Source organism: Rhodococcus sp. Leaf233 (assembly GCF_001426165.1).
GTDB classification, from domain to species: Bacteria; Actinomycetota; Actinomycetes; order Mycobacteriales; family Mycobacteriaceae; genus Rhodococcoides; species Rhodococcoides fascians.
In genome coordinates, this window is sequence record NZ_LMRO01000001.1 from 656,280 (window position 1) to 678,913 (window position 22,634).

Consider the following 22,634-nt stretch of genomic DNA (forward strand, 5'->3'; position numbering starts at 1 on the left):
CGAGAATGGTAGACCGACAGGGCCGCGACATGCGGTGCTGTGAAAAGCTGGGTTCATGACACTCACCCGCGCCGCCCTCGCCGGAATGGTCGATCACACCCTGCTCAAGCCGGAGGCCACGGCCGCCGATGTGGAGGCCCTCATCGAGGAAGGCCGCGAGCTGGGAGTGCTCGCGGTGTGCGTCTCCCCGTCGATGCTGCCGATTCGCGCCGAGGGAATGCTCACCGCTGTGGTGGCCGGATTCCCGTCGGGTAAGCATCATTCGTTGATCAAGGGATCCGAGGCGCGACTGGCCGTGCAGCAGGGTGCCGACGAGGTCGACATGGTGATCGACGTCGGCGCGGCCATCGCGGGGGACTACAACGCCGTTCTGGCCGACATCGTGACCGTCCGTGAAGGCATCGGCGACGCCGTACTCAAGGTGATCATCGAATCGGCAGCGCTCACCGACGAGGCGATCGTCGAAGTGTGCCGCGCCGCGGAGAAGGCCGGAGCGCACTTCGTCAAGACATCCACCGGATTCCATCCCGCAGGCGGCGCGAGCGTCGAGGCGGTGCGGCTGATGGCCGAGACCGTCGGCGGACGATTGGGCGTCAAAGCCAGCGGCGGCATCCGCTCCACGGATGCTGCCCTGGCCATGATCGACGCCGGTGCCACGCGGTTGGGGCTATCGGGGACCCGCGCGGTGTTGGACGGGCTGAACTAGAGCGACTGCGTCGCACGTGCACGGAAACTCGTAGTGGGCTACGAAGTTCCACTCACATGGATTACGCAACCAGCGAGCAACCCTCGGGCGTCTGCTGATTCTGGTTCTGCTGGGTGGCCGGGATGGTGTACTGGCCGCCTTCGAGGGCGAGTTCGATGCCGGAGTCGGTGACGGTCAGCGACGTCGGAGCCATGTCCAGCGGGTACGCCTGCAGGCTGTCGGTGAGCACGCCGACGACGGAATCGACCAGATCGGTGGGGATTCCCAGGCCCAGAATCGATGCGTCGACGGTTTGGACGTCGACCTTGCCGCCCGTGACCTGCGGCTTGACGGTCAGCTTCGCAAGCGCGCCGACGGCGAACTCCAGGGTGCCCGCCGACGCGTCGGACGTGACCCCGGAGACGATGGCACCGATGCCCTGGCTCTGCAGGGTGCGGGTGATGCCGTCGGTCGACCACGAGATGTCGGCACTCGAGCTACCGATGGTGCCGCCCGAGTCGGCGCTTTGGGTCAGGTTCAGATCGTTCGCCTCGGCGTGCACGACCATGCCCTCGGCCGGGCCGAATCGAGCATCGTCGCTGTCGACGGTCACCGACGAGACCTTCTTGTCGACCAAGGACAGCAAGACCGGCTTGAAGCCGAGACCCACCTCCACCTGGCTGCCCAGCTCGGACTCGAGCTGGCCGGCGAGGCAGGATTTGATCTGCTGCCGAACGAACAGTTCTCCGCCGATGACGGCGACGAGGAGGACGACAACAACGGAGACTGCGATCAGCGGTACTGTGCTGCGCCTGGCTGAGGATGTCATTCCCGGCAGTCTTCCCGAAGTTTCTGAGCAAGCTCTGTGAAACTCGCCGAGTCCGGGGATTCGATTCGAAAGTTTGTGATGTGTAACACATTCTGACGTACTCTTGCTGCATGAGCACGATAGGACCGAGTGCGCAGGAGCTGCACTCGCTCGCTACCCGGCAGGACGGCTACTTCACCGCCGAACAGGCCGGTGAACTCGGCTTCGACTCTGCGATGGTGCGCGTCAACCTGGCCACGTCCACGTGGACTCGCGTCGAGCGCAACCTGTTTCGGCTCGGACAGTGGCCGCACAGCGAACTCGAAGTGTTCGCCATGTGGTGCGCGTGGTTCGGCGGCGAGGCAGTGATCTCACACCAGAGCGCCGCCGAATTGCACGGTTTCGGACACCTGCACCCGCAGTTCGTACATCTCTGCGCGTTCGGCGACCTACGACTCACCGACACTCGCCTGGCAGTGCATCGACTGCGGCTCGAGCCGCGTGACGTCGAATCGGCCGGCACGTTCAACATCACCACTCCCGTACGCACGGTCCTCGACCTCGCCGCAGGTGGCATCTCGCAGATCACCCTCGACGAGGTGGTGGGCGACGCCGTGGCTATCGGTCGCGTCGACCCGCAGGCGCTGTACTCCGAGGCCGGCAGCAGCACCGATCGAGTGGCCGAACGCGTCGAACTGGCACTGTCCGCCTGTACGTGATCGCTAGCCCGCGTGCACGATCCGGGTGCGGGTGACGACGAAGCCTGCGCGCTCGAAGGCCGCTCGCATGGGTGCGTTCGCTGCATCGGTGGTTCCGACTATGCGGTGCTGCCCGTCGTCGTGGTGTATCCGGACCATCTCGGACAGTAGATCGTCGACATAGCCCTGACCACGATGCTCGGGGAGCACCCCGAGATAGCTGATCGCCGCGTCGTAGGCATTTCTGGTCGGGACGACGAAGCCCACCGTCGTGCCGTCGAGTCGGCCGGCGATCTGCCAGGACTCCCGCCGACCCGGTAGCGAACCATAGAAGGCGAGATCGTCCGCGGCGAGTGCGGCGACGCCGTGCTCGGCGACCATCTCTCGAGTATGGGAGTCCAGGCTTCCGGCCGCGACGGCTTCGAACACCTCGAGGAACTCTGCATCGGTGCCCGCCGAAAAGCGCAGTCGGGTCGACGTCTCGGGCCGCGGGGCGTCAGCCGTCCGGGCGAACGAGACGCGTTCGGTCGTGCGGGTGAAACCGCCCCTGTGTGCAGCCGATGCGCGCCACGCCAACGCCCGCGACAGGGAATCGTCCATCGAGTTCCCCACCGGCACATCGACATTGAACTCGAGTGCGGTGCTGCGATCGAACGCCGCACGGGCGGCACCGACCAGGGCAGCGCCGACGTCGTCCGGTCTCTCCTCGTCCGGGGCGACCGACAAGCAGTCGAGGGTGACCGGGCTCGTTGCGTCGGAACGGCCCCACCACACCGCGCGCCCGACCGGACGACCGGCGCGTTCGGCCAGCCACATCCACTCGAACCGGTAATTGCCCGATGCCATATCCTCGTGGAGGCGAGCCGAATCGACCCACTCGACTGGATCCACAGTGCGCCACTGCTCGAGGACCTCGAGGTCGTCGCGCACACACGGCCTCACCGTGAGAGGGCCAGGTGGCTTCATGCGGTTTTCTTTCGCAGCAGGGTCGGTCACCTCGGGGCGACCGTCGACCAGGGCACTGTGAGCACGTTGTCTCGCATGCGGCGGCGGGGGAGTGTTACCGGGAGTCCTTGCTCTGCAAGCACTTTCAATGCCGCCCGCCAACGCAGTCGGGGGCCGAACGGGGCCAGTGGTGCCGAGACCGACCACGCGCGGTCGGCTCGGCGGAGCACATCGTGGATCAGCTCGCCCTCGATGTTGCGGTGTATCAACACTTTCGGAAGCCGCTCCGCGATGTCCGACGGCATCTCGATATCGAACGGGTCCCAGGCCAGAGTCAGAGATCGCGGCCCATCGGCGTCGAGCAGCACCCACGCGCAGCGTCGACCGAGTTCGTCGCACGTGCCGTCGACCAACAGGCCGCCGGGTGCCAGGCCCGACAGAATGCGGTGCCAGGCACCGGGAACCGCGTCCTCGGGATATTGCCGCAGCACGTTGAAGGCCCGCACCAGATTCGGTCGCAGTCCGGCCAACTCGAAACCGCCACGGGCGAATTCGACGCCGCCGCTTCCTTCGACCACCCGCGCGGGATCGATTTCCAGACCGGTGACTCGGAGATCGGGCCTGACGGTTCGAAGTCGGCCCGCGAGTTCGAGAGTCGTGTTCGGCATCGCCCCGTACCCGAGGTCGACGACGAGGGGGTCCGGTGATTCGCGCAGGACGCGTCGGACATCGGGATCGTGCATCAACCACCGGTCGCTGCGACGCAACCGATTGATGCCGGTGGTGCCGCGGGTGATGACACCCTCAGGCTTGTTCAGGGCTAGGCGTTCTTCTCGAGCCAGGTGGCGGTCACTTCGCCCTCGCCGCGCCACAGGTCGATGAGGTTGACGAGCATCAGTTGCTCGAGTTTGCCGCCGATGAACGGCAGGAACACCTTGGCTTCGGAGGACGTGCGCAGCGTCGAGCCACCGTTGGTGGGGAACAGTGACGTGGTGCCCTTCAGTGAGCCGGGTCCGGCCGGAATCGACGCGTCGTAGTGCCCCGCCGTGGTTTCTCCGTACGCGTCGAAATGCACGTTGCGGGTGATGACCATGTCTTTCTTCATCACCGTCTGTGCGATGTCGGGCAGTTCGGTACGGGGGATGACGTGGTGCATCACGATGTCGATTCCGGCGTCGGACACCTCGAAGCTCTTCAGCTCGTTCTCCGAATACTTACGCATCTCCTCGATGCGCGCGTCCCAGTGCTCGCGACTGGACAGCGCTGCATAGACCTGCTGCGTCGAGTGGGTGAACCGGGCGGAGTAGTTCATTCGGCGAGCCATAGTGCGCCAGGTTACCCAGGAGTGGAGCCTGCGGAACGACCAGGCTCAGCTGCTTGCTTGCGCGGCGATCCAGTTACCGGTGAAGTCCTGCTCGTTGTCGATGAGGGCGAGGACCTGCTCGCTGATCATCGCTTCGATCTTCCCGCCGAAGATGGGGACCTTGACCTCGGTGGTGCCGGCCAGCGCGACGGTGGTCGTCTCGCCCTTGCCGTCGAGGCTGGTGGTGCCGGTGATGCGCGCGGGTGCTCCTTCGACGGTGGCTCCGAAGGTGCCCGCGGCGTGGGTGCCGTCGAACTGTCCCCAGCTCTCGGTGCGTTCGATGATGAGGTCGCCCTTCTTGAAGGCGGTGACCGCGGACGGCAGCTCTTCTTCGGGGACCGACTGGGCCATGACGACGTCGATGGTGCCGTCGCCGACGGTGACGCTCTTCAAGCTGGCACCGGGGCCGCCGATCTGCTCGATGCGGTCCTTCCAGTACTGCTCGGACGTCAGCGCTGCGTGGACCTTGTCGGCGGAGGCGGGCACAGTCGAGCTGTGCTCAATAGGGCGAGGCATCCCCGCAGGTTACCGGGTGACTGAGGACGTTCGTGCGCGACCGGTAGCGTGAGAGTCCGTGCCTACTGCAATTTCCGAACTCACCACCATCCGGGTGGGCGGCCCAGCCCGTGAATTCACCGTCGCGACGAACGCTGACGAGTTGGTCTCCCTGGTGCGTGACGCGGACCGTGCAGGGACGGATGTGCTGGTCATCGGCGGCGGATCCAACCTGGTCGTCGGCGACGACGGGTTCGACGGCCGTGTGGTTCGGGTGACCGGCTCGCGGTTGGAGATCGACGGCGAGCGGGTGACCGTGGACGCCGGTGTCGAGTGGGATGCCGTCGTGCAGGCGACGATCGATGCGGGTCTGTCCGGGATGGAAGCGCTGTCGGGGATTCCTGGAACGACGGGCGCGACGCCCATTCAGAACGTCGGCGCGTACGGCGCGTCGACGTCGGAATTGCTGCACAGCCTCACCGTCTACGACCGGCAGACGCAGGAGACCTCGGTGTGGACGCCCGAGCAGTGCGGATTCGGAACGCATCGGTCGTCGGTGTTCAAGCGATCGTCGCGTTACGTGATTCTGGACGTGACGTTCGCGCTGAAGAAGACCACCGAATCGCTGCCGGTGCGCTATGCCGCGTTGTCGGAGCGGCTCGATGTGCAGATCGGCGACGTCGTTCCGGTGCCGGACGTACGCGCAGCAGTGCTCGCGCTGCGCGGTGAGCGTGGAATGGTGCTGGATGCGGCCGATCACGACACGTGGAGCGTGGGGTCGTTCTTCCTCAACCCGGTGTTGCCGGAGGTGCCGGAGCAGGCAACCCACGCGCCGAGCTTTCCCGACCCGGCCGGCACGAAGATTCCGGCCGCCTGGCTCATTCAGAACTCGGGATTCCCGCGGGGCTACGGCACCGAGTTCGGCCGCGGTACCGCGGCCCTGTCGACCAAACATGTACTCGCGATCACCAACCGGGGTGGGGCCGCCGCGTCGGACATCATGGCTCTTGCCGCGCACGTCCGAGACGGTGTGCGAGAGAAGTACGGGGTCACGCTGACCCCCGAGTGTGACCTCGTCAACTGCGCTCTGGGTTAGGGACGCTCGAAACGGCGCATACGATGGAGATTCGAGAGTTCGGCTCGTAGGAGGTAAGTCAGTGCAGGTCACCAGCGTGGGGCACGCGGGATTCCATATTCGGACCGAGGCGGGGAGCATCCTGTGCGATCCGTGGGTGAACCCGTCCTTCTACGCGTCGTGGTTCCCTTTCCCCGACAACTCGGGCCTGGACTGGGACGAGTTGGGTGATTGCGATTACCTCTACGTCTCGCACCTGCACAAGGATCACTTCGATCCCCGCAACCTGGCCGAACACGTCAACAAGGACGCGACGGTGTTGCTGCCGGACTACCCGGTGCTCGATCTCAAGCACGAGCTGGAGAAGCTCGGCTTCCACAAGTTCTACGAGACCACCGACTCGGTCAAGCACACGCTGACCGGGCCCAAGGGTGATCTCGACATCATGATCATCGCGCTCCGCGCGCCTGCCGACGGCCCGATCGGCGACTCGGGCCTGGTGGTGTCCGACGGGAAGACCGTCGCGTTCAACATGAACGACGCGCGGCCGGTGGACCTGGACATGATGACCGAGCAGTTCGGTCCGGTCGACGTCCACATGCTGCAGTACTCGGGCGCGATCTGGTACCCGATGGTCTACGACATGGTCTCGCGTGCGAAGCGGAACTTCGGTATCCAGAAACGTCAGCGACAGATGGATCGTGCGCGTCAGTACATCGAGCAGGTCGGCTCCACCTGGGTCATTCCGTCCGCGGGCCCGCCGTGTTTCCTCGACGACGAACTGCGCTCGCTCAACGACGTCTACGGCGACCCGGCCAACGTGTTCCCGGACCAGATGGTGTTTCTCGAGCAGATGCGACTGCACGGCCACGACAAGGGTCTGCTGATGATTCCGGGCACGACGGCCACATTCGAGGGTTCGGATCTGAAGTCCCACGAGCATCCCATCCCCACGGCCGACGCCGAAGCCATCTTCACCACCGGCAAAGCCGACTACATCGAGGCCTACGCCCAGCGTCAGGCGTCGGTCATCGCAGCCGAGAAGGCCGGCTGGGCACCGGCCGAGGGTGAGCCGCTGCTCGAGCCGCTGCGCGGACTGTTCGAGCCGATCATGGCGCAGACGGATCTGATCTGCGACGGCATCGGCTACCCCGTCGGAATTACGATGGGCGACGAGACAGTTGTGCTGGACTTCCCGAAAAGGATTGTCCGAGAACCGATCTCGAACGAGAAATTCCGTTACAGCTTCACCATCCCGCCAGAACTCGTACGCACCGCAGTGCGTGATCAGGAGCCGGACTGGGTCAACTCGATCTTCCTGTCCACCCGGTTCCGGGCCCGACGCGTAGGCGGGTACAACGAGTTCCTGTACACGTTCTTCAAGTGCCTCACCGACGAACGCATCGCCTACGCGGACGGCTGGTTCTCCGAGGCGCACGACGACACCGCCACCATCACGATGGGCGGCTACGAAATTCAACGTCGCTGCCCGCACCTGAAGGCGGACCTGACGAAGTTCGGCATCGTCGAGGGAAACAAGCTCACCTGCAACCTGCACGGCTGGGACTGGAACCTGGACTCGGGCCGCTGCCTGACGTCGAAGGGACACGAGCTGCGCTCGCAGAAGCTCTGACTCGTCGTCGACGGTTCGCTGTGAGACTGCCCCCAAAAACAGTGGGAAATGTGGGGTAGTTCGCAGACGCAGGTACGTTGGACAACGTGCATGAGCAGGTAGAACAGACAAAACGGACGCGCATGGTGTGGTTGGTCACCGTGCTCGTCGCACTGGTTGCGTTAGTAGCCGGCTGCACCGTCGGATCGGGCGACAAAAGCCCCGGTGCTTCGGCACCGACGACCGAGGCAGCGCCCGTCGCGCAGATCACGCAGAACCCGGCCGAAGGTGCCACCGACGTCAGCCCGGTGGCACCGATCTCGGTGTCGGTGACGAACGGAACGCTCACCCAGGTCGAATTGACGAACCCGGACGGCAAGGTCGTGCAGGGGGCACTGGCACCCGACAACGCGTCCTACGCCGTCACCGAGCCACTCGGGTACGGGGTGAAATACACGTGGTCCGGTTCCGCCGTCGGCGCGGACAACAAGACCGTGCCGATCGAGGGCAGCTTCACCACCGTCGAACCGGACAGCCGTACCTCGGTGAGCACCAACATCGGCGACGGCCAGGAAGTCGGCATTGCAGCGCCGATCATCCTGCAGTTCGACTCGGCGATCGAGGACAAGGCAGCCGTCGAGAAGGCGCTGACCGTCACCACCAACCCGCCGACGCCCGGTGCCTGGGCGTGGTTCCCCGACGACAACGGCTCGCGCATCCACTGGCGTCCCACCAACTACTGGACGCCCGGCACGACGGTCTCGGTGAACGCCAAGCTCTACGGCGTGAACTACGGCGACGGTGCCTACGGGGCCGACGACGTCACCCTCAACTTCAGCATCGGACGCAGTCAGGTCGTCGTCGCCGACGCCACCAGCCACCGCATGCAGGTGGTCCGCGACGGCGCGACGATCATGGACATTCCCGTCAGCTACGGCGAGGGCAACGAGGATCGCAACGTCACCCGCAGCGGCATCCACGTCGTCACCGAGAAGCACGAGGACTTCCTGATGTCGAACCCGCCGTTCTACGAGAACGTGCGCGAACGCTGGGCGGTGCGCATCTCCAACAACGGCGAGTTCATCCACGCCAACCCACTGACCACCGGCGTGCAGGGCGCATCGAACGTCACGAACGGATGTATCAACCTCTCGACGGAGGACGCGCAGCAGTACTTCGGCACGGCGATGTACGGCGACCCGGTGGAGGTCACCGGCACCCGCATCGACCTCTCCGCAGCGGACGGTGACCTGTACGACTGGGCCATCGACTGGTCGACGTGGGAGTCGATGTCGGCGCTCCCTGCCGGCGGGGCACCAGCAACGACGACGCCTGCGACAACGGCACCCGCGACGACAACGGCACCTGCGCCCGCTGGGTGAGTGCCTACAGCAGTGGTCCGGTTATGTACCCCAGGGGGCACTTAACCGCACCACTGCGCGCAGCGCACTACTACTTACGGGAGAAGCGCCCCGGACCGGCCTGATCGCGTGGCTTGATGATGATCTGATCGAGATTGACGTGCGACGGGCGGGAGGCGACGAAGCCGATCACCTCCGCGATGTCGCTCGCGACCAACGGCGTGATGCCCTGGTAGACCGCGTCGGCCTTGGCCGCGTCACCGTCGAAGCGGACGAGTGAGAACTCGGTTTCCACGGCACCCGGTGCGACCTCGGTCAACCGCACCGGTTTGCCGAGCAGCTCGCCGCGCAGCGTCCGATGCAGTACGGCCTGAGCATGTTTGGCGGAGGTGTAGCCCGAGCCGTTGTCGTAGGCCTCGAATGCCGCGACGGAGGTGATGGTGACGATCAGGCCGTCTCCGGAATCGATCAGCTTGGGCAGCAACGCTTTCGTGACGCGGAGTGTGCCGAGAACGTTGGTCTCCCACATCCAGCGCCAGTCGTCGAGGTCGGCGTCGATCACCGGGGCCAATCCCTTCGCGCCACCGGCATTGTTGATCAGGACGTCGACGCGGGGGATGACGGCGGTGAAGGCGGCCACCGAATCCTCGTCCGTCACATCGAGTTCCAGGGCGGTGCCGCCGATCTCCGAGGCCAGTTCTTCGAGTCGGTCGAGCCTGCGTGCGCCGATGACGACGTGGAATCCGTCGGCGGCGAGTTGGCGCGCGGTGGCCGCGCCGATGCCGGAACTCGCTCCGGTGACGACGGCGATGCGGGTATCGGGTGCGATGTGTTCGGGCGAGGTCATGGAGAAATTCTAGTTCGGGAGAAACAGCGCATCCGGACGGGCCCGATTGGACAATCGGGCTTCGAGTGCTAATTTTGGGTTCATGTCCGCCAGCGAGACCACCGCGATGCGGGTCACCTATGTGACCGCGTCCCTCGGGTCTCGCCTCCCGCTTCCTCGGGAATTGTGTTGTCTCGGCCAAGGAACCTGTCTCTAGCCTTCTCGCGCTACGGGCAGTCGATTCGCGTGACGTGGACCTCCCCGGTCCGCCTCACCCCTTGACCTGCATCACTTCGCACCTTCGTCGACGTCTTACACGAGACGGAGGTTTCCACTGCTGAGGAACACGACGGATGTCCGTATCCACGCTGCACCACCACTCTCGCCCCACCGCGCTGCGCTCGCCGGCGCGGTCCACCTCCCACGCCCCGCTGCGATCGCGGGTCCAGCTCGTCGCGCCCGATCTTCGGATTGCCGACAGTCCCGCGGCGTCGGTACTGCGGGTCGCATGCGTCGAGGGCCCGATCTCGCGTGACAGTGCTGCGCGCACAACGGGTTTGAGCATTGCCACGGTCAATCGTCAGGTGTCTGCTCTGCTCGGCGTCGGATTGCTGCGCGAGCGCGCGGACCTCACGGCCGCCGGTGCGATCGGACGACCCCGCGTGCCGTTCGAGGTCAATCACGAGCCGTTCTCGACCATCGGGATCCATATCGGTGCCGTCGTCACCGGAATCATCGTCAGTGACCCGCGCGGAAAGATCCTGGGGGCTGTGGAGATTCCCACGCCGAGCGGGTCCGCCGATGCAGCGCTCGCTTCGATCACCCGCAGCGCCGGGGCCTTCGCCGGCAGATGGCATCGGCGCACCCCACTGTGGGTGGGGGTTGCCCTCGGCGGCCGTGTCGACACGACGACGGGCACTGTCGATCATCCGCGGCTGGGCTGGGAGAACGCCCAGGTGGCGGGTGTCATCGGCGGTGGGTTGGGGCTACCGATCTCTGTTTCCGGCCACGTCGAAGCGATGGCGGCGTCGGAACTTCTGCTCGCGCCCCGCGTATCGGACGCCGCTGCTCCGTCGAGCAGCACCGGCACCTCGCTCTACTTCTATGCACGCGAAAGCGCAGGCATGGCGCTGACGATCGACGGCCGCGTGCACACTCCGTCCAGCGGACCCGGGTCGATCGCTCACCTGCCCACCGGCTCGTCGGTGCTGTGCAGCTGCGGCAACCGGGGCTGCCTCGAAGCGGCCGTCAGCGATCGCGCGATAGTGACCGCGGCGATCGACCGCAAAATTTTCGCGAGCGTAGCCCGCGGAGCCCGGCCGACTATCTCCGCCGTGTACCGAGCCGCGACCGACGGCTCGGAGGCGGCCAGGGACTTGCTCGTCGAACGGGCCGTCACGTTGGGTCGGACGGTCGCCCTGTTACGCGACATGTTCAATCCGGATCGAGTGGTACTCGGTGGCCAGGCGTTCACGGCGTATCCCGCAGGGATTCCGCACGTGGGGGAGGCCTTCGCCGCCAATTCGACGTTGCCGCGCAGGGACATTCGGGTCACCGGATTCGGCGACAGGGTGCAGGAGTTCGCCGCAACGGTGGTTTCGCTCAGTTCCCTGTACTCGGATCCACTGGCCTCGATGCGCCGAGCAGCCGCGTAAGTTGACCCCACATGAGCACCCCTGCAGCAGGACCGGTTCGGCAGGCCACCGGCATCGACGGAACGAACATCGTCTACCGCGTCACCGGTGACCCGGCGGCGAGACCGCTGGTTCTGCTGCACGGGTGGGCGCAGAGTTCGGCGTGTTGGGGCGACGGGCTGCTGGCCGATCTTTCGTCGCGCTACCGCGTCGTCGCCGTCGACCTGCGTGGCCACGGCTACTCCGATGCCCCCGAGGCCGGATACGACGACTCGAAGATCTGGGCCGGGGACGTGGCCGCGGTGCTGGACGCCGAGAACATCACGGCGGGCGCAGTGCTGCTGGGGTGGTCGTACGGCGGGCTGGTGATCTGCGATTATCTCGCGACTCACGGCTCGGACGCGATCGCGGGCATCGTGCTCGTGGGCGCGATCACGAGTATCGGCAGAGGCGAGGCAGGCGGACGGGTGGGCACGGCCATGCGGGCGGCAATTCCCGGGGCGATGGCCGAGGAACCGCGTATCGCGATCAAGGCGCTGGGTAGTTTCGGTAATGCGTTGACAGGCCCCGTCGAGGGAAAGGGCACCGAGGCGCAGGCCCTGTTCGGGCTGACCCTGTCCACCCGGCCGAGGGTTCGCGCCGCGTTGTTCGATCGGGCCGTCGGCCACGACGAGCTGCTGCGCAACCTCGATGTCCCCGCCTTCGTGCTGCACGGAACCGACGACACCGTCGTCGATGTCTCGGCCGGTCGGCACGCCGCGGACCTCATTCCCGGAGCCGGCGCGTCGTACTGGGACGGCGTCGACCACGGCCCGTTCGTCGCCGATCCCGAGCGCTTTCTCGGCGAGGTGAGCGAATTCGTCGACGGTCTGGACGGGTGAGCAAAAGCGCAGGCCGTGCGAAGCGGCAGACGTGGCGACGTAATGTGGAGGCGTGCACGCTGAAGAAGTGACTGGACGCCGGCTGAACAGGGTCGCTGTGTTGTCCTTGCATACCTCCCCGCTGGCGCAGCCCGGAACGGGCGATGCCGGGGGAATGAACGTCTACGTACTGCAGAGCGCCAAGCAGTTGGCCGAACGCGGCGTCGAGGTCGAGATATTCACCCGCGCGACGTCGTCGAGCGACGCGCCGGTCGTCGAGGCCGCTCCCGGGGTGCTGGTACGCAACATCGTCGCGGGGCCGTTCGAGGGTCTGGACAAACACGACCTGCCCACTCAACTGTGTGCGTTCGCGGCCGGGGTGCTCCGCGAGGAAGCTCGGCACGAGCCCGGCTACTACGACCTGGTTCATTCGCACTACTGGCTGTCGGGTCAGGTGGGGTGGTTGGCACGTGACCGCTGGGGAGTGCCGTTGGTGCACACGGCGCACACTCTCGCCGCCGTCAAGAACGCGTCCCTGGCTCAAGGCGATGCACCCGAGCCCGCGGCCCGTCAGATCGGTGAGCAGCAGGTGGTCGCCGAGGCCGATCGATTGATCGCCAACACCACCGAGGAAGCGAAATCGCTCGTCGAGATCTACGGGGCTCGGCAGGAGTCGATCGACGTGGTTGCCCCGGGAGCCGATCTGGCTCAATACAATCCGGGAGACAAGCGGGCCGCACGTGCCGCACTCGGACTCTCGCAGGACGAGGCCGTCGTCGCGTTCGTCGGGCGGATCCAACCGCTCAAGGCCCCCGACGTTCTGGTCGCAGCGGCTGCCGAAGTGCTGCAACGACATCCGAGCATGCCGCTGCGGATCCTGATCGTCGGCGGGCCGTCCGGCAGCGGGTTGGACCGACCCGACAGTCTGATCGATCTGGCCGATACGCTCGGGATCACCCCGCACGTGACGTTCATGCCGCCGCAGCCGTCCGCGCGCCTGGCGCAGGTGTACCGAGCCGCCGATCTCGTGGCGGTGCCGAGCTACAACGAATCGTTCGGTCTGGTGGCGATCGAAGCCCAGGCCTGTGGAACACCGGTTCTCGCAGCAGATGTCGGCGGGCTCGGTGTCGCGGTGCGATCCGGTGAAACCGGGCGACTGGTGCAGGGACACCGCATCACGGACTGGGCCGACGCCTTGGCGTCGATGCTCGTCGATCGAGCGGCGTTGTCCGAGATGGCAATTGCCGCACCGCTCCATGCGCGAAACTTCTCGTGGGAACACACCGCGGACGGCCTGATCGAGAGCTACCGGCAGGCCCGATTCCACTTCGATCGAGGCGAGGCACCCAGTGAATTCTCGCCGCGACGAGTCCGAGGATTGTCGAAATTGCGCAGATCGGGAGCAGTGACTGCATGAGCGAAACCGCCGAACTGATCGACCGGGTCCTGAAGGATCGCGAACTGGACTACACGCGGCGCGGCGAGGTGTTCACCGTCGAACTGCCCGGGGAACGCAAACTGAAGACGACGACGATGTTGACCGTCGGACACCACGGGGTGCGCATCGAGGCGTTCGTCTGCCGCAAGCCCGACGAAAACTTCGAGGGCGTCTACAAATACCTGCTGCGTCGCAACCGTCGGCTGTACGGAGTGCATTACACGATCGACAAGGTCGGTGACATCTACCTGGTGGGCCGAATGTCGTTGCGCGCCGTCGACGGTGACGAACTCGATCGGATCTTCGGTCAGACCCTCGAGGCCGCCGACGGCGACTTCAACGTGTTGCTCGAGCTGGGTTTCGCGGAGTCGATCAAGCGCGAATGGGCCTGGCGTGTGTCACGCGGTGAATCGCTCGCGAATCTGAAGGCGTTCGAGCACCTGGTGGCCAGTGGCAGCAGCGACGAGCCGGAACATCCGTAACTCGCCGGAAACGGCTGGGTATTGCCCTCGGTAACGTCCGGTTCCTAGCCTGAGGTCATGACCAGGCCCGAGGACACTCGCCCGCCGCTGCTGCAGATGTTCGGCTACGGCATGCAGCACATTCTGTCCATGTTCGGCGGTGTCATCGCCGTCCCGATCATCGTGGGCGGAGCAGCGGGACTGTCCGGGGCCGATCAAGCGCTGCTCATCTCGTGCGCGCTGCTCGTCAGTGGCGTCGCGACCGTGCTGCAGACCGTCGGAGTTCCCTTCTTCGGCTCGCAACTGCCGCTGGTGCAAGGCATCTCGTTTGCATCGGTGTCGACGGTGCTGACCATCATCGGCAGCGCCGAGGACGGTAGAACCGGGCTCCGCACGGTCCTCGGGGCCGTCCTGGTGGCCGCGCTGATCGGTTTGGCCATCGCCCCGTTCTTCTCGAAGATCGTCCGCTTCTTCCCACCCCTGGTGACCGGAAGCATCATCACCGTCATCGGGCTGTCGCTGATGCCGGTCGCCGCACGCTGGATCACCGGCCAGGAGATGGTGGGCGGTGCGCCGAACCCCCAGTACCTGGACCCCGGCAACATCGGACTGGCGATGTTCACCCTTCTCGCGGTGCTGGTGATGACCAAGATCAAGGTGCTCTCGCGCCTGTCCATCCTGCTCGGGCTCGTCGTCGGGACGATCGCAGCACTGATCGTGGGCAAGACGGACTTCGGCGGCGTCGGGGACGCCGCGGTGGTCGCGGTGCCCACCCCGTTCGCCTTCGGCTCGCCGATCTTCGCCGTCGGTGCGATCGTGTCGATGACGATCGTGATCCTGGTGGTGATGGTGGAGACCACGGCCGACATCCTGGCCGTGGGAGAGGTCGTCGGAACCGACGTCGACTCCCGACGTGTAGGCGACGGATTGCGCGCAGACATGGTCTCCTCGGCCGTCGCCCCCATCTTCAACACGTTCCCGGCGACGGCGTTCGCACAGAACGTGGGACTGGTTGCGATGACCGGCATCAAGAGCCGCTTCGTCGTCGCCCTGGGCGGCGGCGTGCTTGCGCTGCTGGGTCTTTCGCCGGTTCTCGCGGCGGTGGTCGGCGTGGTTCCGCTGCCCGTGCTCGGCGGTGCCGGAATCGCCCTGTTCGGAACCGTCGCCGCCAGTGGAATCCGCACCCTCGGCAAGGTGAACTACGACAACAACGCCAACGTCGTCATCGTGGCGGTGACCTTGGCTTTCGGTCTCATTCCTGTTGTTGCGAGCGACTTCTGGGACGAGTTCCCGGACTGGTTCGTCACGGTGTTCCATTCCGGAATCAGTGCCGCAAGCATTGTCGCAGTGGTGCTCAACGTATTCTTCAACGTATTCAAGCCCGGTACGCCGTCGAATCCATCGGTGGTCGCCGCGGGCCCGGCAGTGATGGTGCGCGAGGACGAAGCACGGGTACTCGGCGAAGGCGGAACCTTGCCCGGCAAGGTCACGCCCGAGTCCGATACCTGAGTGAAATCCTGCGCACCCAGGTTCGCGCGAGTACCGTCCCGAAACAGACGAAACACACATCGATATTGGAGGACATCTTGTCATTCGTTACCCGCACGAGTACGCGGAAGGCAGCACTCGGCGGCGTCGCGTCGCTCGGTGCCATCGCCCTGATCGCAGGCTGTGGATCCGCACCCGAGAACGAAGGATCGGGCGGGGGCGGCTCGAGTGACTTCCTGCCCTGCATGGTCTCCGACAGTGGCGGATTCGACGACAAGTCGTTCAACCAGCTCGGATTCGAGGGACTCACCGAGGCTGCAGGCGAGCTCGGCGTCGAGCCGCGCACCGTCGAGTCCGCGTCGCCCACCGACTACGCCCCCAACATCAACAACCTCGTCGATCAGGGCTGCAACCTGATCGTCACCGTCGGATTCGACCTGGCCGACGCCACCAAGGTCGCGGCCGAGGCCAACACCGACATCGATTTCGCGATTATCGACGACTCCTCGATCGATTTGCCGAACGTCAAGCCGCTGACCTACGACGCGTCGCAGTCGGCATTCCTGGCCGGTTACGCCGCCGCCAGCTACAGCAAGACCGGAGTCGTCGGCACCTTCGGCGGCTCGCAGCTGCCGACCGTCACCATCTTCATGGACGGTTTCGCCGACGGTGTGAACTACTTCAACGAGCAGAAGGGCAAGGCAGTCCGCGTCATCGGCTGGGATGTGCCTTCCCAGAACGGCTCGTTCACCGGTGGATTCACCGCCAACGAGGTCGCCAAGAACACCGCCCAGGGCCTGATCGACCAGAACGCCGACGTCATCTTCCCGGTCGGTGGACCCATCTATCAGAGTGCGGCGCAGGCCATTCGGGACTCCTCTCGTCCGGTCGCACTGATCGGTGCGGACGCCGACGTCTTCGAGTCGGACCCGTCGGTCGGCGACCTGCTGCTCACCTCGGTGACCAAGGGCCTCAAGACCAGTGTCGACGAGGTAGTGGCCAACTCCGGTGCAGACAAGTTCGACAACAGCCCGTACGTGGGCACGCTCGAGAACGACGGCGTCGGCATCGCGCCGTTCCACGACTTCGAGTCACAGGTCGACCCCGCGCTGCAGGGCGAACTGGACACGATCAAGGCCGGCATCGTCGACGGGTCCATCACCGTCGAATCGCCGTCGGCACCCAAGTAGCCTCGGTCGTAAAGGGATATGAAGCTCGAACTTCGCGGTATAACCAAACGATTCGGCTCGTTGATCGCCAACGATCACATCGATCTGACGGTCGAATCCGGCGAGATCCACTGCCTCCTCGGTGAGAACGGCGCAGGCAAGTCCACGTTGATGAACGTGCTCAGCGGCCTGTACCGCGCCGAGGAGGGCCAGATCCTGCTCGACGACGTCGAGCAGAACTTCGCCGGACCGGGCGAGGCGATGACTGCAGGAATCGGCATGGTGCATCAGCACTTCATGCTGATTCCGGTGTTCACCGTGGCCGAGAACATCGTGCTCGGCAACGAAACCACCTCGCTCGGTGGACGACTCGACCTCGTGGCAGCACGAAAGCTGGTACGAGAAATATCCGCGAGGTTCGGCTTCGACCTCGACCCCGATGCTCTCGTCGACGATCTCCCCGTCGGCGTGCAGCAGCGGGTCGAGATCGTCAAGGCGCTCTCTCGAGAAGCCAAGGTGCTCGTGTTCGACGAGCCCACGGCCGTGCTGACGCCGCAGGAAACCGACGATCTGATGCGGATCATGCGGGAACTTGCGGCGTCGGGCACCACCATCGTGTTCATCACCCACAAGCTCCGTGAAGTACGCGAAGTAGCAGACAAGATCACCGTCATCCGGCTCGGCAAGGTCGTCGGCGAAGCGAAGCCGACGGCAGGCAACACCGAACTCGCCGCGTTGATGGTGGGACGTGATGTGCAGCTGACCGTTTCGAAGGAACCGGCCGAGCCGGGTGCTGCAGCATTGGTCGTCGAGAACCTGTCGGTGTTCGACGCCCAGGGCAACAAGACCGTCGACGACATCAGTCTCGAGGTCGCCGCGGGAGAAATCCTCGCCATTGCCGGCGTGCAGGGCAACGGGCAGACCGAATTCGTCGAGGCGCTACTCGGCTTGCAGGAGAACGTATCCGGAAAGATCGCCCTCGACGGCCGCTCTCTCGTCGGGGCGACAGTTCAGCAGGTGCTCGACGCCGGCGTGGGGTTCGTGCCCGAGGACCGGACCGTCGACGGCCTGGTGGGGGAGTTCTCGATTGCCGAGAACCTGATGCTCGACCGCTCCATCAGCGAGCCGTTCGTGCGGCGCGGAGCGGTACAGCGGGAGTATCTCGACACGTTCGCGTCGGAGAAACTGACCGAATTCGACGTGCGGGCACCGGGAATCGGAACCGCCGTCGGACGCCTGTCCGGTGGTAACCAGCAGAAGGTGGTGCTCGCACGCGAACTGAGCCGCGATCTGCGACTGTTCGTCGCCGCGCAGCCCACTCGCGGAATCGACGTGGGATCCATCGAATTCGTACACAAGCGCATCGTCGCCACCCGGGATTCCGGGATCCCGGTCATCGTGGTGTCGAGCGAACTGGACGAGGTCGCCGCACTGGCCGACCGCATAGCCGTCATGTATCGAGGAGCAATCGTGGGAATCGTCCCCGGGGATACGTCCCGCGAAACACTCGGATTGATGATGGGCGGCGAGCGCGGTGAGTGAGACCGAGCAGCCGTCGAAAGCTCATGTCGTACTTCGGCAGATCTTCACCGGCAGTGCCATCATCTCGGTTCTCGCGGTCCTGCTTGCGCTGATCGTCGGAGCCGTCCTCATTGCCGCGACCAACTCCGGCGTCCAGGAATCGGCAGGCTACTTCTTCTCCCGTCCGTCGGACATGCTGACGGCGATCTGGGATTCGGTGTCCGGCGCGTATTCGTCGCTGTTCCAGGGGTCGGTGTACAACTTCCGTCGTCCGGGGTTCGAGAACGGCATCCGGCCGTTGACCGAGACGTTGACGTTCGCGACACCGCTCATCGTCGCCGGACTCGGTGTGGCCCTTGCCTTTCGAGTCGGTATGTTCAACATCGGTGGTCGTGGCCAGATGCTCATCGCCGCCGCGTGTGCGGGCTGGGTCGGTTTCGGGGTGAGCCTGCCCGCCGGCATTCATCTGCTGGTGGCCGTCGTCGCAGGCGTTGTCGGCGGCGCGGTCTGGGGCGGCATCGCCGGATTTCTCAAGGCCCGCACCGGTGCTCACGAGGTGATCGTCACGATCATGCTCAATTACGTTGCGTTCTATCTCATCTCGTACCTGCTGCGTACCCCCGGTGCGCTGCAGGCTCCGGGATCGAACAATCCCAAGACGGCCCCCATCGAATCGACGGCCGTGTTCCCGAAGCTGTTCGGCGACAAGTACAACCTGCATCTCGGGTTCGTGCTGGTCATCCTCGTGACGGTCGCGGTGTGGTGGCTGCTCGAACGATCGAGCCTCGGATTCCGATTCCGTGCCGTCGGTGAGAACCCGCACGCGTCACGCGTCGCCGGAATGAACGTCAACCGCATCTACCTCTACGCGATGATCCTTTCCGGAGCTCTCGTCGGCCTGGCCGGCGTCGCTCAGGTGCTCGGTACGGTCACCACCGGCTTCAGTGCCGACATCGACGCCGGTATCGGATTCGACGCCATCACCGTGGCCCTGCTCGGGCGATCCAAACCGTGGGGCGTCTTCTTCGCGGGAATCCTGTTCGGCGCGTTCAAGGCCGGCGGGTTCGCCATGCAGGCGGCCGAGGGCGTACCCATCGACATCGTGCTCGTCGTGCAGTCGGTGATCGTGCTGTTCATCGCCGCACCGCCGTTGGTGCGAGCGGTGTTCCGATTGCCCAAACCCGGTGAAGAGAAACTCGCCAAAGCCGAGACCGCGAAGGTGGGTGCACTGTGACCACCTCCGTCGACTCACCCGCAGAGACGGTCCTCGGTCGTAGTTGGAAGGTGCCCACGATCCTCGGGGTCGTGACACTGCTGGCGTTGGTGCTGTTCGTGGTCCGAAAAGGCTCGGGCACCAGTACATTCGCGCTGGCCTCGGAAGACGACTTCTTCGCACTGCCCGCCGTCGGCGTACCGTCGTACGGCGCCGGCCTGGTCGTGGTGGTACTACTGGCCGTCATCACCGGCTACGCGGCGCTGTTGGCGTCGCGTTATCGGTCGACGCCGCTGTGGCTGCTCGCCGTGTTCGCAGTGCTGTTCGTGTTCGGATTCCTCGCGTGGGCCGCGGACGGGGAGACGATCCCCGTACCCGGATTGCTCATCGGCGCAGTCGCTTTGAGCACACCGCTGATCTTCGGTGCGATGGGCGGAGTGATCTCCGAGCGTGTCGGCGTCATCAACATCGCCATCGAGGGGCAGCTGCTGGCAGGGGCTTTCGTCAGCGCCGTCATCGCGTCGATCACCGGTTCGACCTACGTGGCCTTGCTCGCCGCTCTGGTCGCAGGCGCACTGACGGCGTCTCTGCTGGCCGTGTTCTCGATTCGCTACTTCGTCAATCAGGTCATCGTCGGTGTGGTGCTCAACGTGCTTGTCGTCGGACTGACGAGCTTCCTGTATTCGGTGGTGCTCACCAAGAACGCCGAGACGCTGAATTCGCCACCGCGCTTCGCGCGCATCGACATTCCGGTGCTCTCGCAGATTCCGATCCTCGGTCCGGTGCTGTTTCGACAGACACTGATCGTCTATTTGATGTACATCGCCGTGGCCCTGGTGTTCTTCGGTCTGTTCCATACCAAGTGGGGTCTGCGACTACGTGCCGTCGGTGAGCATCCGCAAGCCGCCGACACCGTCGGAATCAACGTGGCCCGAACGCGGTTCTGGAACGTCTGCCTCGCCGGTGCCATCGCCGGGCTCGGCGGTGCGTATTTCACGCTCGGGTCCGTCGGAGCCTTCGGCAAGGAGATGACCGCAGGTGCCGGCTACATCGCACTCGCCGCGGTCATCTTCGGCCGATGGGATCCGGTGCGCGCCACCCTGGCCGCATTGCTGTTCGGATTCGCGTCGAATCTGCAGAACGTACTGGGCATCATCGGGTCCCCGGTGCCGAGCGAGTTCATGCTGATGCTGCCGTACGTGGTCACCATTTTCGCCGTCGCCGGCCTGGTGGGCCACGTGCGAGGACCGGCCGCGGCGGGCAAACCGTACGCGTCCAGGAGTTGACGGTTTCGCCATCTGACTCAGCGGTAGGGTCGCTGTCCGATGTGACCGCTTTCACTGTAAGGTTCGATCATTGTTGCCGCAGTTTTTCGAAGGAGAGCCATGAGCTTCCGCAGTCCCTTTCCCGACGTCGAGATCCCGAATCTGAGCGTCTACGACTTCCTGTTCGGGTCCATCGCCGAGTCCGATCTGGACAAGCCTGCGCTCATCGACGGCACGTCGGGTGACGTCACCACCTACAAGAGCCTGATCGGCCAGGTCGACGCGATCGCCGGGGCGCTCGCTGCCCGTGGGCTCGAGGTCGGCGACGTCGTCGGACTGCATTCGCCGAACGTCCCCGCATTCGCTTCGGTGCTGCACGGCATTCTGCGTGCCGGCGGAACCGCGACGACGATCAATGCGCTCTACACCGCCGAGGACATCGCCAAGCAGCTCACCGGCTCCGGCGCGAAGTTCCTGTTCACCGTCTCCCCGCTGTACCCGCAGGCCAAGGCCGCCGCGGACAAGGTGGGTATCGACGCCGATCACGTCATCGTGCTCGACGGTGCCGAGGGCCACCCGAGTCTGCGGGACCTGCTCACCCAGGGCGCGCCTGCTCCCGAGGTCTCGTTCGATCCGGCGACGCACGTTGCCGTGCTGCCGTACTCGTCCGGCACGACGGGTGTGCCCAAGGGCGTCATCCTCACGCACCGCAACCTCGTCGCCAACGTGGCCCAGATGGAACCGCGCGTGGGCATCGACAGCAACGACGCGATCCTGGCGCTGCTGCCGTTCTTCCACATCTACGGCCTGACGGTGCTGCTCAACATCGCCCTCAAGCTGCGCGCGCATCTGGTGACGATGCCGAAGTTCGACCTCGTCGAGTTCCTGCGCATCATCCAGGACCAGAAGCTGACCTACCTGTTCATCGCCCCGCCGGTGGCCGTCGCGCTCGCCAAGCACCCGATGATCGATCAGTACGACCTCTCGAGCGTGCACACCATCTTCTCCGGCGCGGCCCCGTTGGACGAGGAGCTCGGCAAGGCCGTCGCCAAGCGCTTGAACACGCGGGTGCGTCAGGGCTACGGCATGAGCGAGCTCAGCCCGGTCAGCCACGCGATCCCGTTCGATCGCGACGACATGCCGCTCAGCTCGGTGGGCCAGCCACTGGCCAACACCGAGAACAAGCTCGTCGACCCGGGCACGCTCGAGGAAATCGAGCTGCCCACAGAGGGATTGAGCAAGCCGGGCGAGCTGTGGGTCAAGGGACCGAACGTGATGGCGGGATACCTGAACAATCCTTCCGCCACCGCGGAGACCCTCGACTCCGACGGTTACCTGCACACCGGCGACATCGCCGTCGCCGACCACGAGGGTGTCGTCTACATCGTCGACCGCCTAAAGGAACTGATCAAGTACAAGGGCTACCAGGTGCCCCCGGCGGAGCTCGAGGCGCTGCTGCTCACGCACGAGGAAATCGCCGACGCGGCCGTCATCGGTGTTCTCGACGACGAGGGCGAGGAAATCCCCAAGGCGTTCGTCGTCCGCCAGCAGGGTGCCACGATCGACGAAGAGGGCATCATCGCGTTCGTCGCCGAGCGCGTCTCCCCGCACAAGAAGGTCCGACGCGTCGAGTTCATCGACATCGTGCCGAAGTCTGCGGCCGGCAAGATTCTTCGTAAGGATCTGCGGGCCGCGGAGGCCGGAAAGTAATACTCCG

General features: G+C 65.2%; 21 protein-coding genes. 15 read left to right on the plus strand and 6 right to left on the minus strand.

The features are described 5' to 3' along the window. The first annotated feature begins 55 nt into the window (after positions 1-55). Positions 56-706 carry a deoxyribose-phosphate aldolase gene (gene deoC, locus ASH04_RS03245; RefSeq protein WP_057472718.1) on the plus strand — a complete coding sequence of 217 codons (651 nt, stop codon included), beginning with the start codon at positions 56-58 and terminating at the stop codon, positions 704-706. 61 nt (positions 707-767) lie between these two features. On the opposite strand, the gene ASH04_RS03250 is transcribed toward deoC, so the two are convergent. Next, positions 768-1,514 carry an LmeA family phospholipid-binding protein gene (locus ASH04_RS03250; protein WP_027498387.1) on the minus strand — a complete coding sequence of 249 codons (747 nt, stop codon included), beginning with the start codon at positions 1,512-1,514 and terminating at the stop codon, positions 768-770. A gap of 110 nt (positions 1,515-1,624) precedes the next feature. On the opposite strand from ASH04_RS03250, the gene ASH04_RS03255 reads away from it, so the two are divergent. Next, positions 1,625-2,212: a type IV toxin-antitoxin system AbiEi family antitoxin domain-containing protein gene (locus ASH04_RS03255; protein WP_057472719.1), complete on the plus strand. Its 588-nt coding sequence runs from the start codon at positions 1,625-1,627 to the stop codon at positions 2,210-2,212. 3 nt (positions 2,213-2,215) lie between these two features. On the opposite strand, the gene ASH04_RS03260 is transcribed toward ASH04_RS03255, so the two are convergent. The 4 genes from ASH04_RS03260 to ASH04_RS03275 all read right to left on the minus strand — a co-directional run bounded on the left by ASH04_RS03260 (position 2,216) and on the right by ASH04_RS03275 (position 5,015). After that, entirely contained in the window at positions 2,216-3,121 is a 906-nt protein-coding gene (locus ASH04_RS03260; protein ID WP_057472720.1) for a GNAT family N-acetyltransferase, read from the minus strand. A gap of 62 nt (positions 3,122-3,183) precedes the next feature. Beyond that, the gene (locus tag ASH04_RS03265) at positions 3,184-3,879 is read right to left on the minus strand and encodes a class I SAM-dependent methyltransferase (RefSeq protein ID WP_235579910.1); all 696 of its coding nucleotides are present in this window, start codon (positions 3,877-3,879) and stop codon (positions 3,184-3,186) included. A gap of 77 nt (positions 3,880-3,956) precedes the next feature. Then, positions 3,957-4,460 carry a DUF2505 domain-containing protein gene (locus ASH04_RS03270; protein WP_032365187.1) on the minus strand — a complete coding sequence of 168 codons (504 nt, stop codon included), beginning with the start codon at positions 4,458-4,460 and terminating at the stop codon, positions 3,957-3,959. Positions 4,461-4,505: 45 nt separating this feature from the next. After that, positions 4,506-5,015, minus strand: a complete 510-nt coding sequence (locus ASH04_RS03275; protein ID WP_057472721.1) for a DUF2505 domain-containing protein — start codon at positions 5,013-5,015, stop codon at positions 4,506-4,508. A gap of 58 nt (positions 5,016-5,073) precedes the next feature. On the opposite strand from ASH04_RS03275, the gene ASH04_RS03280 reads away from it, so the two are divergent. The 3 genes from ASH04_RS03280 to ASH04_RS03290 all read left to right on the plus strand — a co-directional run bounded on the left by ASH04_RS03280 (position 5,074) and on the right by ASH04_RS03290 (position 9,063). Next, on the plus strand, positions 5,074-6,090 hold the full coding sequence (locus ASH04_RS03280) for a UDP-N-acetylmuramate dehydrogenase (protein WP_057472722.1): 1,017 nt from the start codon (positions 5,074-5,076) through the stop codon (positions 6,088-6,090). Between the two features lie 61 nt (positions 6,091-6,151). Then, positions 6,152-7,702, plus strand: coding sequence for an MBL fold metallo-hydrolase (locus ASH04_RS03285; RefSeq protein WP_027498380.1), 1,551 nt, complete (start codon positions 6,152-6,154; stop codon positions 7,700-7,702). 122 nt (positions 7,703-7,824) lie between these two features. Beyond that, positions 7,825-9,063, plus strand: coding sequence for a L,D-transpeptidase (locus tag ASH04_RS03290; RefSeq protein ID WP_200937264.1), 1,239 nt, complete (start codon positions 7,825-7,827; stop codon positions 9,061-9,063). Positions 9,064-9,133: 70 nt separating this feature from the next. Here ASH04_RS03290 and ASH04_RS03295 read toward each other — a convergent pair whose 3' ends face one another. Then, positions 9,134-9,889 carry an SDR family NAD(P)-dependent oxidoreductase gene (locus tag ASH04_RS03295; protein ID WP_027498379.1) on the minus strand — a complete coding sequence of 252 codons (756 nt, stop codon included), beginning with the start codon at positions 9,887-9,889 and terminating at the stop codon, positions 9,134-9,136. A gap of 332 nt (positions 9,890-10,221) precedes the next feature. On the opposite strand from ASH04_RS03295, the gene ASH04_RS03300 reads away from it, so the two are divergent. The 10 genes from ASH04_RS03300 to ASH04_RS03345 all read left to right on the plus strand — a co-directional run bounded on the left by ASH04_RS03300 (position 10,222) and on the right by ASH04_RS03345 (position 22,627). Then, complete coding sequence (locus ASH04_RS03300; RefSeq protein ID WP_057472723.1) at positions 10,222-11,523, plus strand: ROK family transcriptional regulator; 1,302 nt, start codon at positions 10,222-10,224, stop codon at positions 11,521-11,523. Positions 11,524-11,534: 11 nt separating this feature from the next. Beyond that, positions 11,535-12,383 carry an alpha/beta fold hydrolase gene (locus tag ASH04_RS03305; RefSeq protein WP_032381243.1) on the plus strand — a complete coding sequence of 283 codons (849 nt, stop codon included), beginning with the start codon at positions 11,535-11,537 and terminating at the stop codon, positions 12,381-12,383. 67 nt (positions 12,384-12,450) lie between these two features. Then, positions 12,451-13,779: a D-inositol-3-phosphate glycosyltransferase gene (gene mshA / locus ASH04_RS03310; RefSeq protein WP_032369922.1), complete on the plus strand. Its 1,329-nt coding sequence runs from the start codon at positions 12,451-12,453 to the stop codon at positions 13,777-13,779. Further along, a complete protein-coding gene (locus ASH04_RS03315; protein ID WP_032365194.1) occupies positions 13,776-14,282 on the plus strand; it encodes a YbjN domain-containing protein in 507 nt (168 codons plus the stop codon). The genes mshA and ASH04_RS03315 overlap by 4 nt, the downstream gene beginning before the upstream one ends. 57 nt (positions 14,283-14,339) lie before the next feature. Beyond that, positions 14,340-15,770, plus strand: coding sequence for a nucleobase:cation symporter-2 family protein (locus ASH04_RS03320; protein ID WP_057472724.1), 1,431 nt, complete (start codon positions 14,340-14,342; stop codon positions 15,768-15,770). A 77-nt stretch (positions 15,771-15,847) separates the two neighbouring features. Then, entirely contained in the window at positions 15,848-16,939 is a 1,092-nt protein-coding gene (locus ASH04_RS03325) for a BMP family lipoprotein (RefSeq protein WP_235579911.1), read from the plus strand. Positions 16,940-16,957: 18 nt separating this feature from the next. After that, entirely contained in the window at positions 16,958-18,460 is a 1,503-nt protein-coding gene (locus ASH04_RS03330; protein ID WP_032372349.1) for an ABC transporter ATP-binding protein, read from the plus strand. Further along, a complete protein-coding gene (locus tag ASH04_RS03335) occupies positions 18,453-19,673 on the plus strand; it encodes an ABC transporter permease (protein WP_032365197.1) in 1,221 nt (406 codons plus the stop codon). The genes ASH04_RS03330 and ASH04_RS03335 overlap by 8 nt, the downstream gene beginning before the upstream one ends. Beyond that, positions 19,670-20,938, plus strand: a complete 1,269-nt coding sequence (locus tag ASH04_RS03340) for an ABC transporter permease (RefSeq protein ID WP_057472726.1) — start codon at positions 19,670-19,672, stop codon at positions 20,936-20,938. The genes ASH04_RS03335 and ASH04_RS03340 overlap by 4 nt, the downstream gene beginning before the upstream one ends. A gap of 99 nt (positions 20,939-21,037) precedes the next feature. Continuing rightward, the gene (locus ASH04_RS03345; RefSeq protein WP_032365199.1) at positions 21,038-22,627 is read left to right on the plus strand and encodes an AMP-binding protein; all 1,590 of its coding nucleotides are present in this window, start codon (positions 21,038-21,040) and stop codon (positions 22,625-22,627) included. The last annotated feature ends 7 nt before the right edge of the window (positions 22,628-22,634 follow it).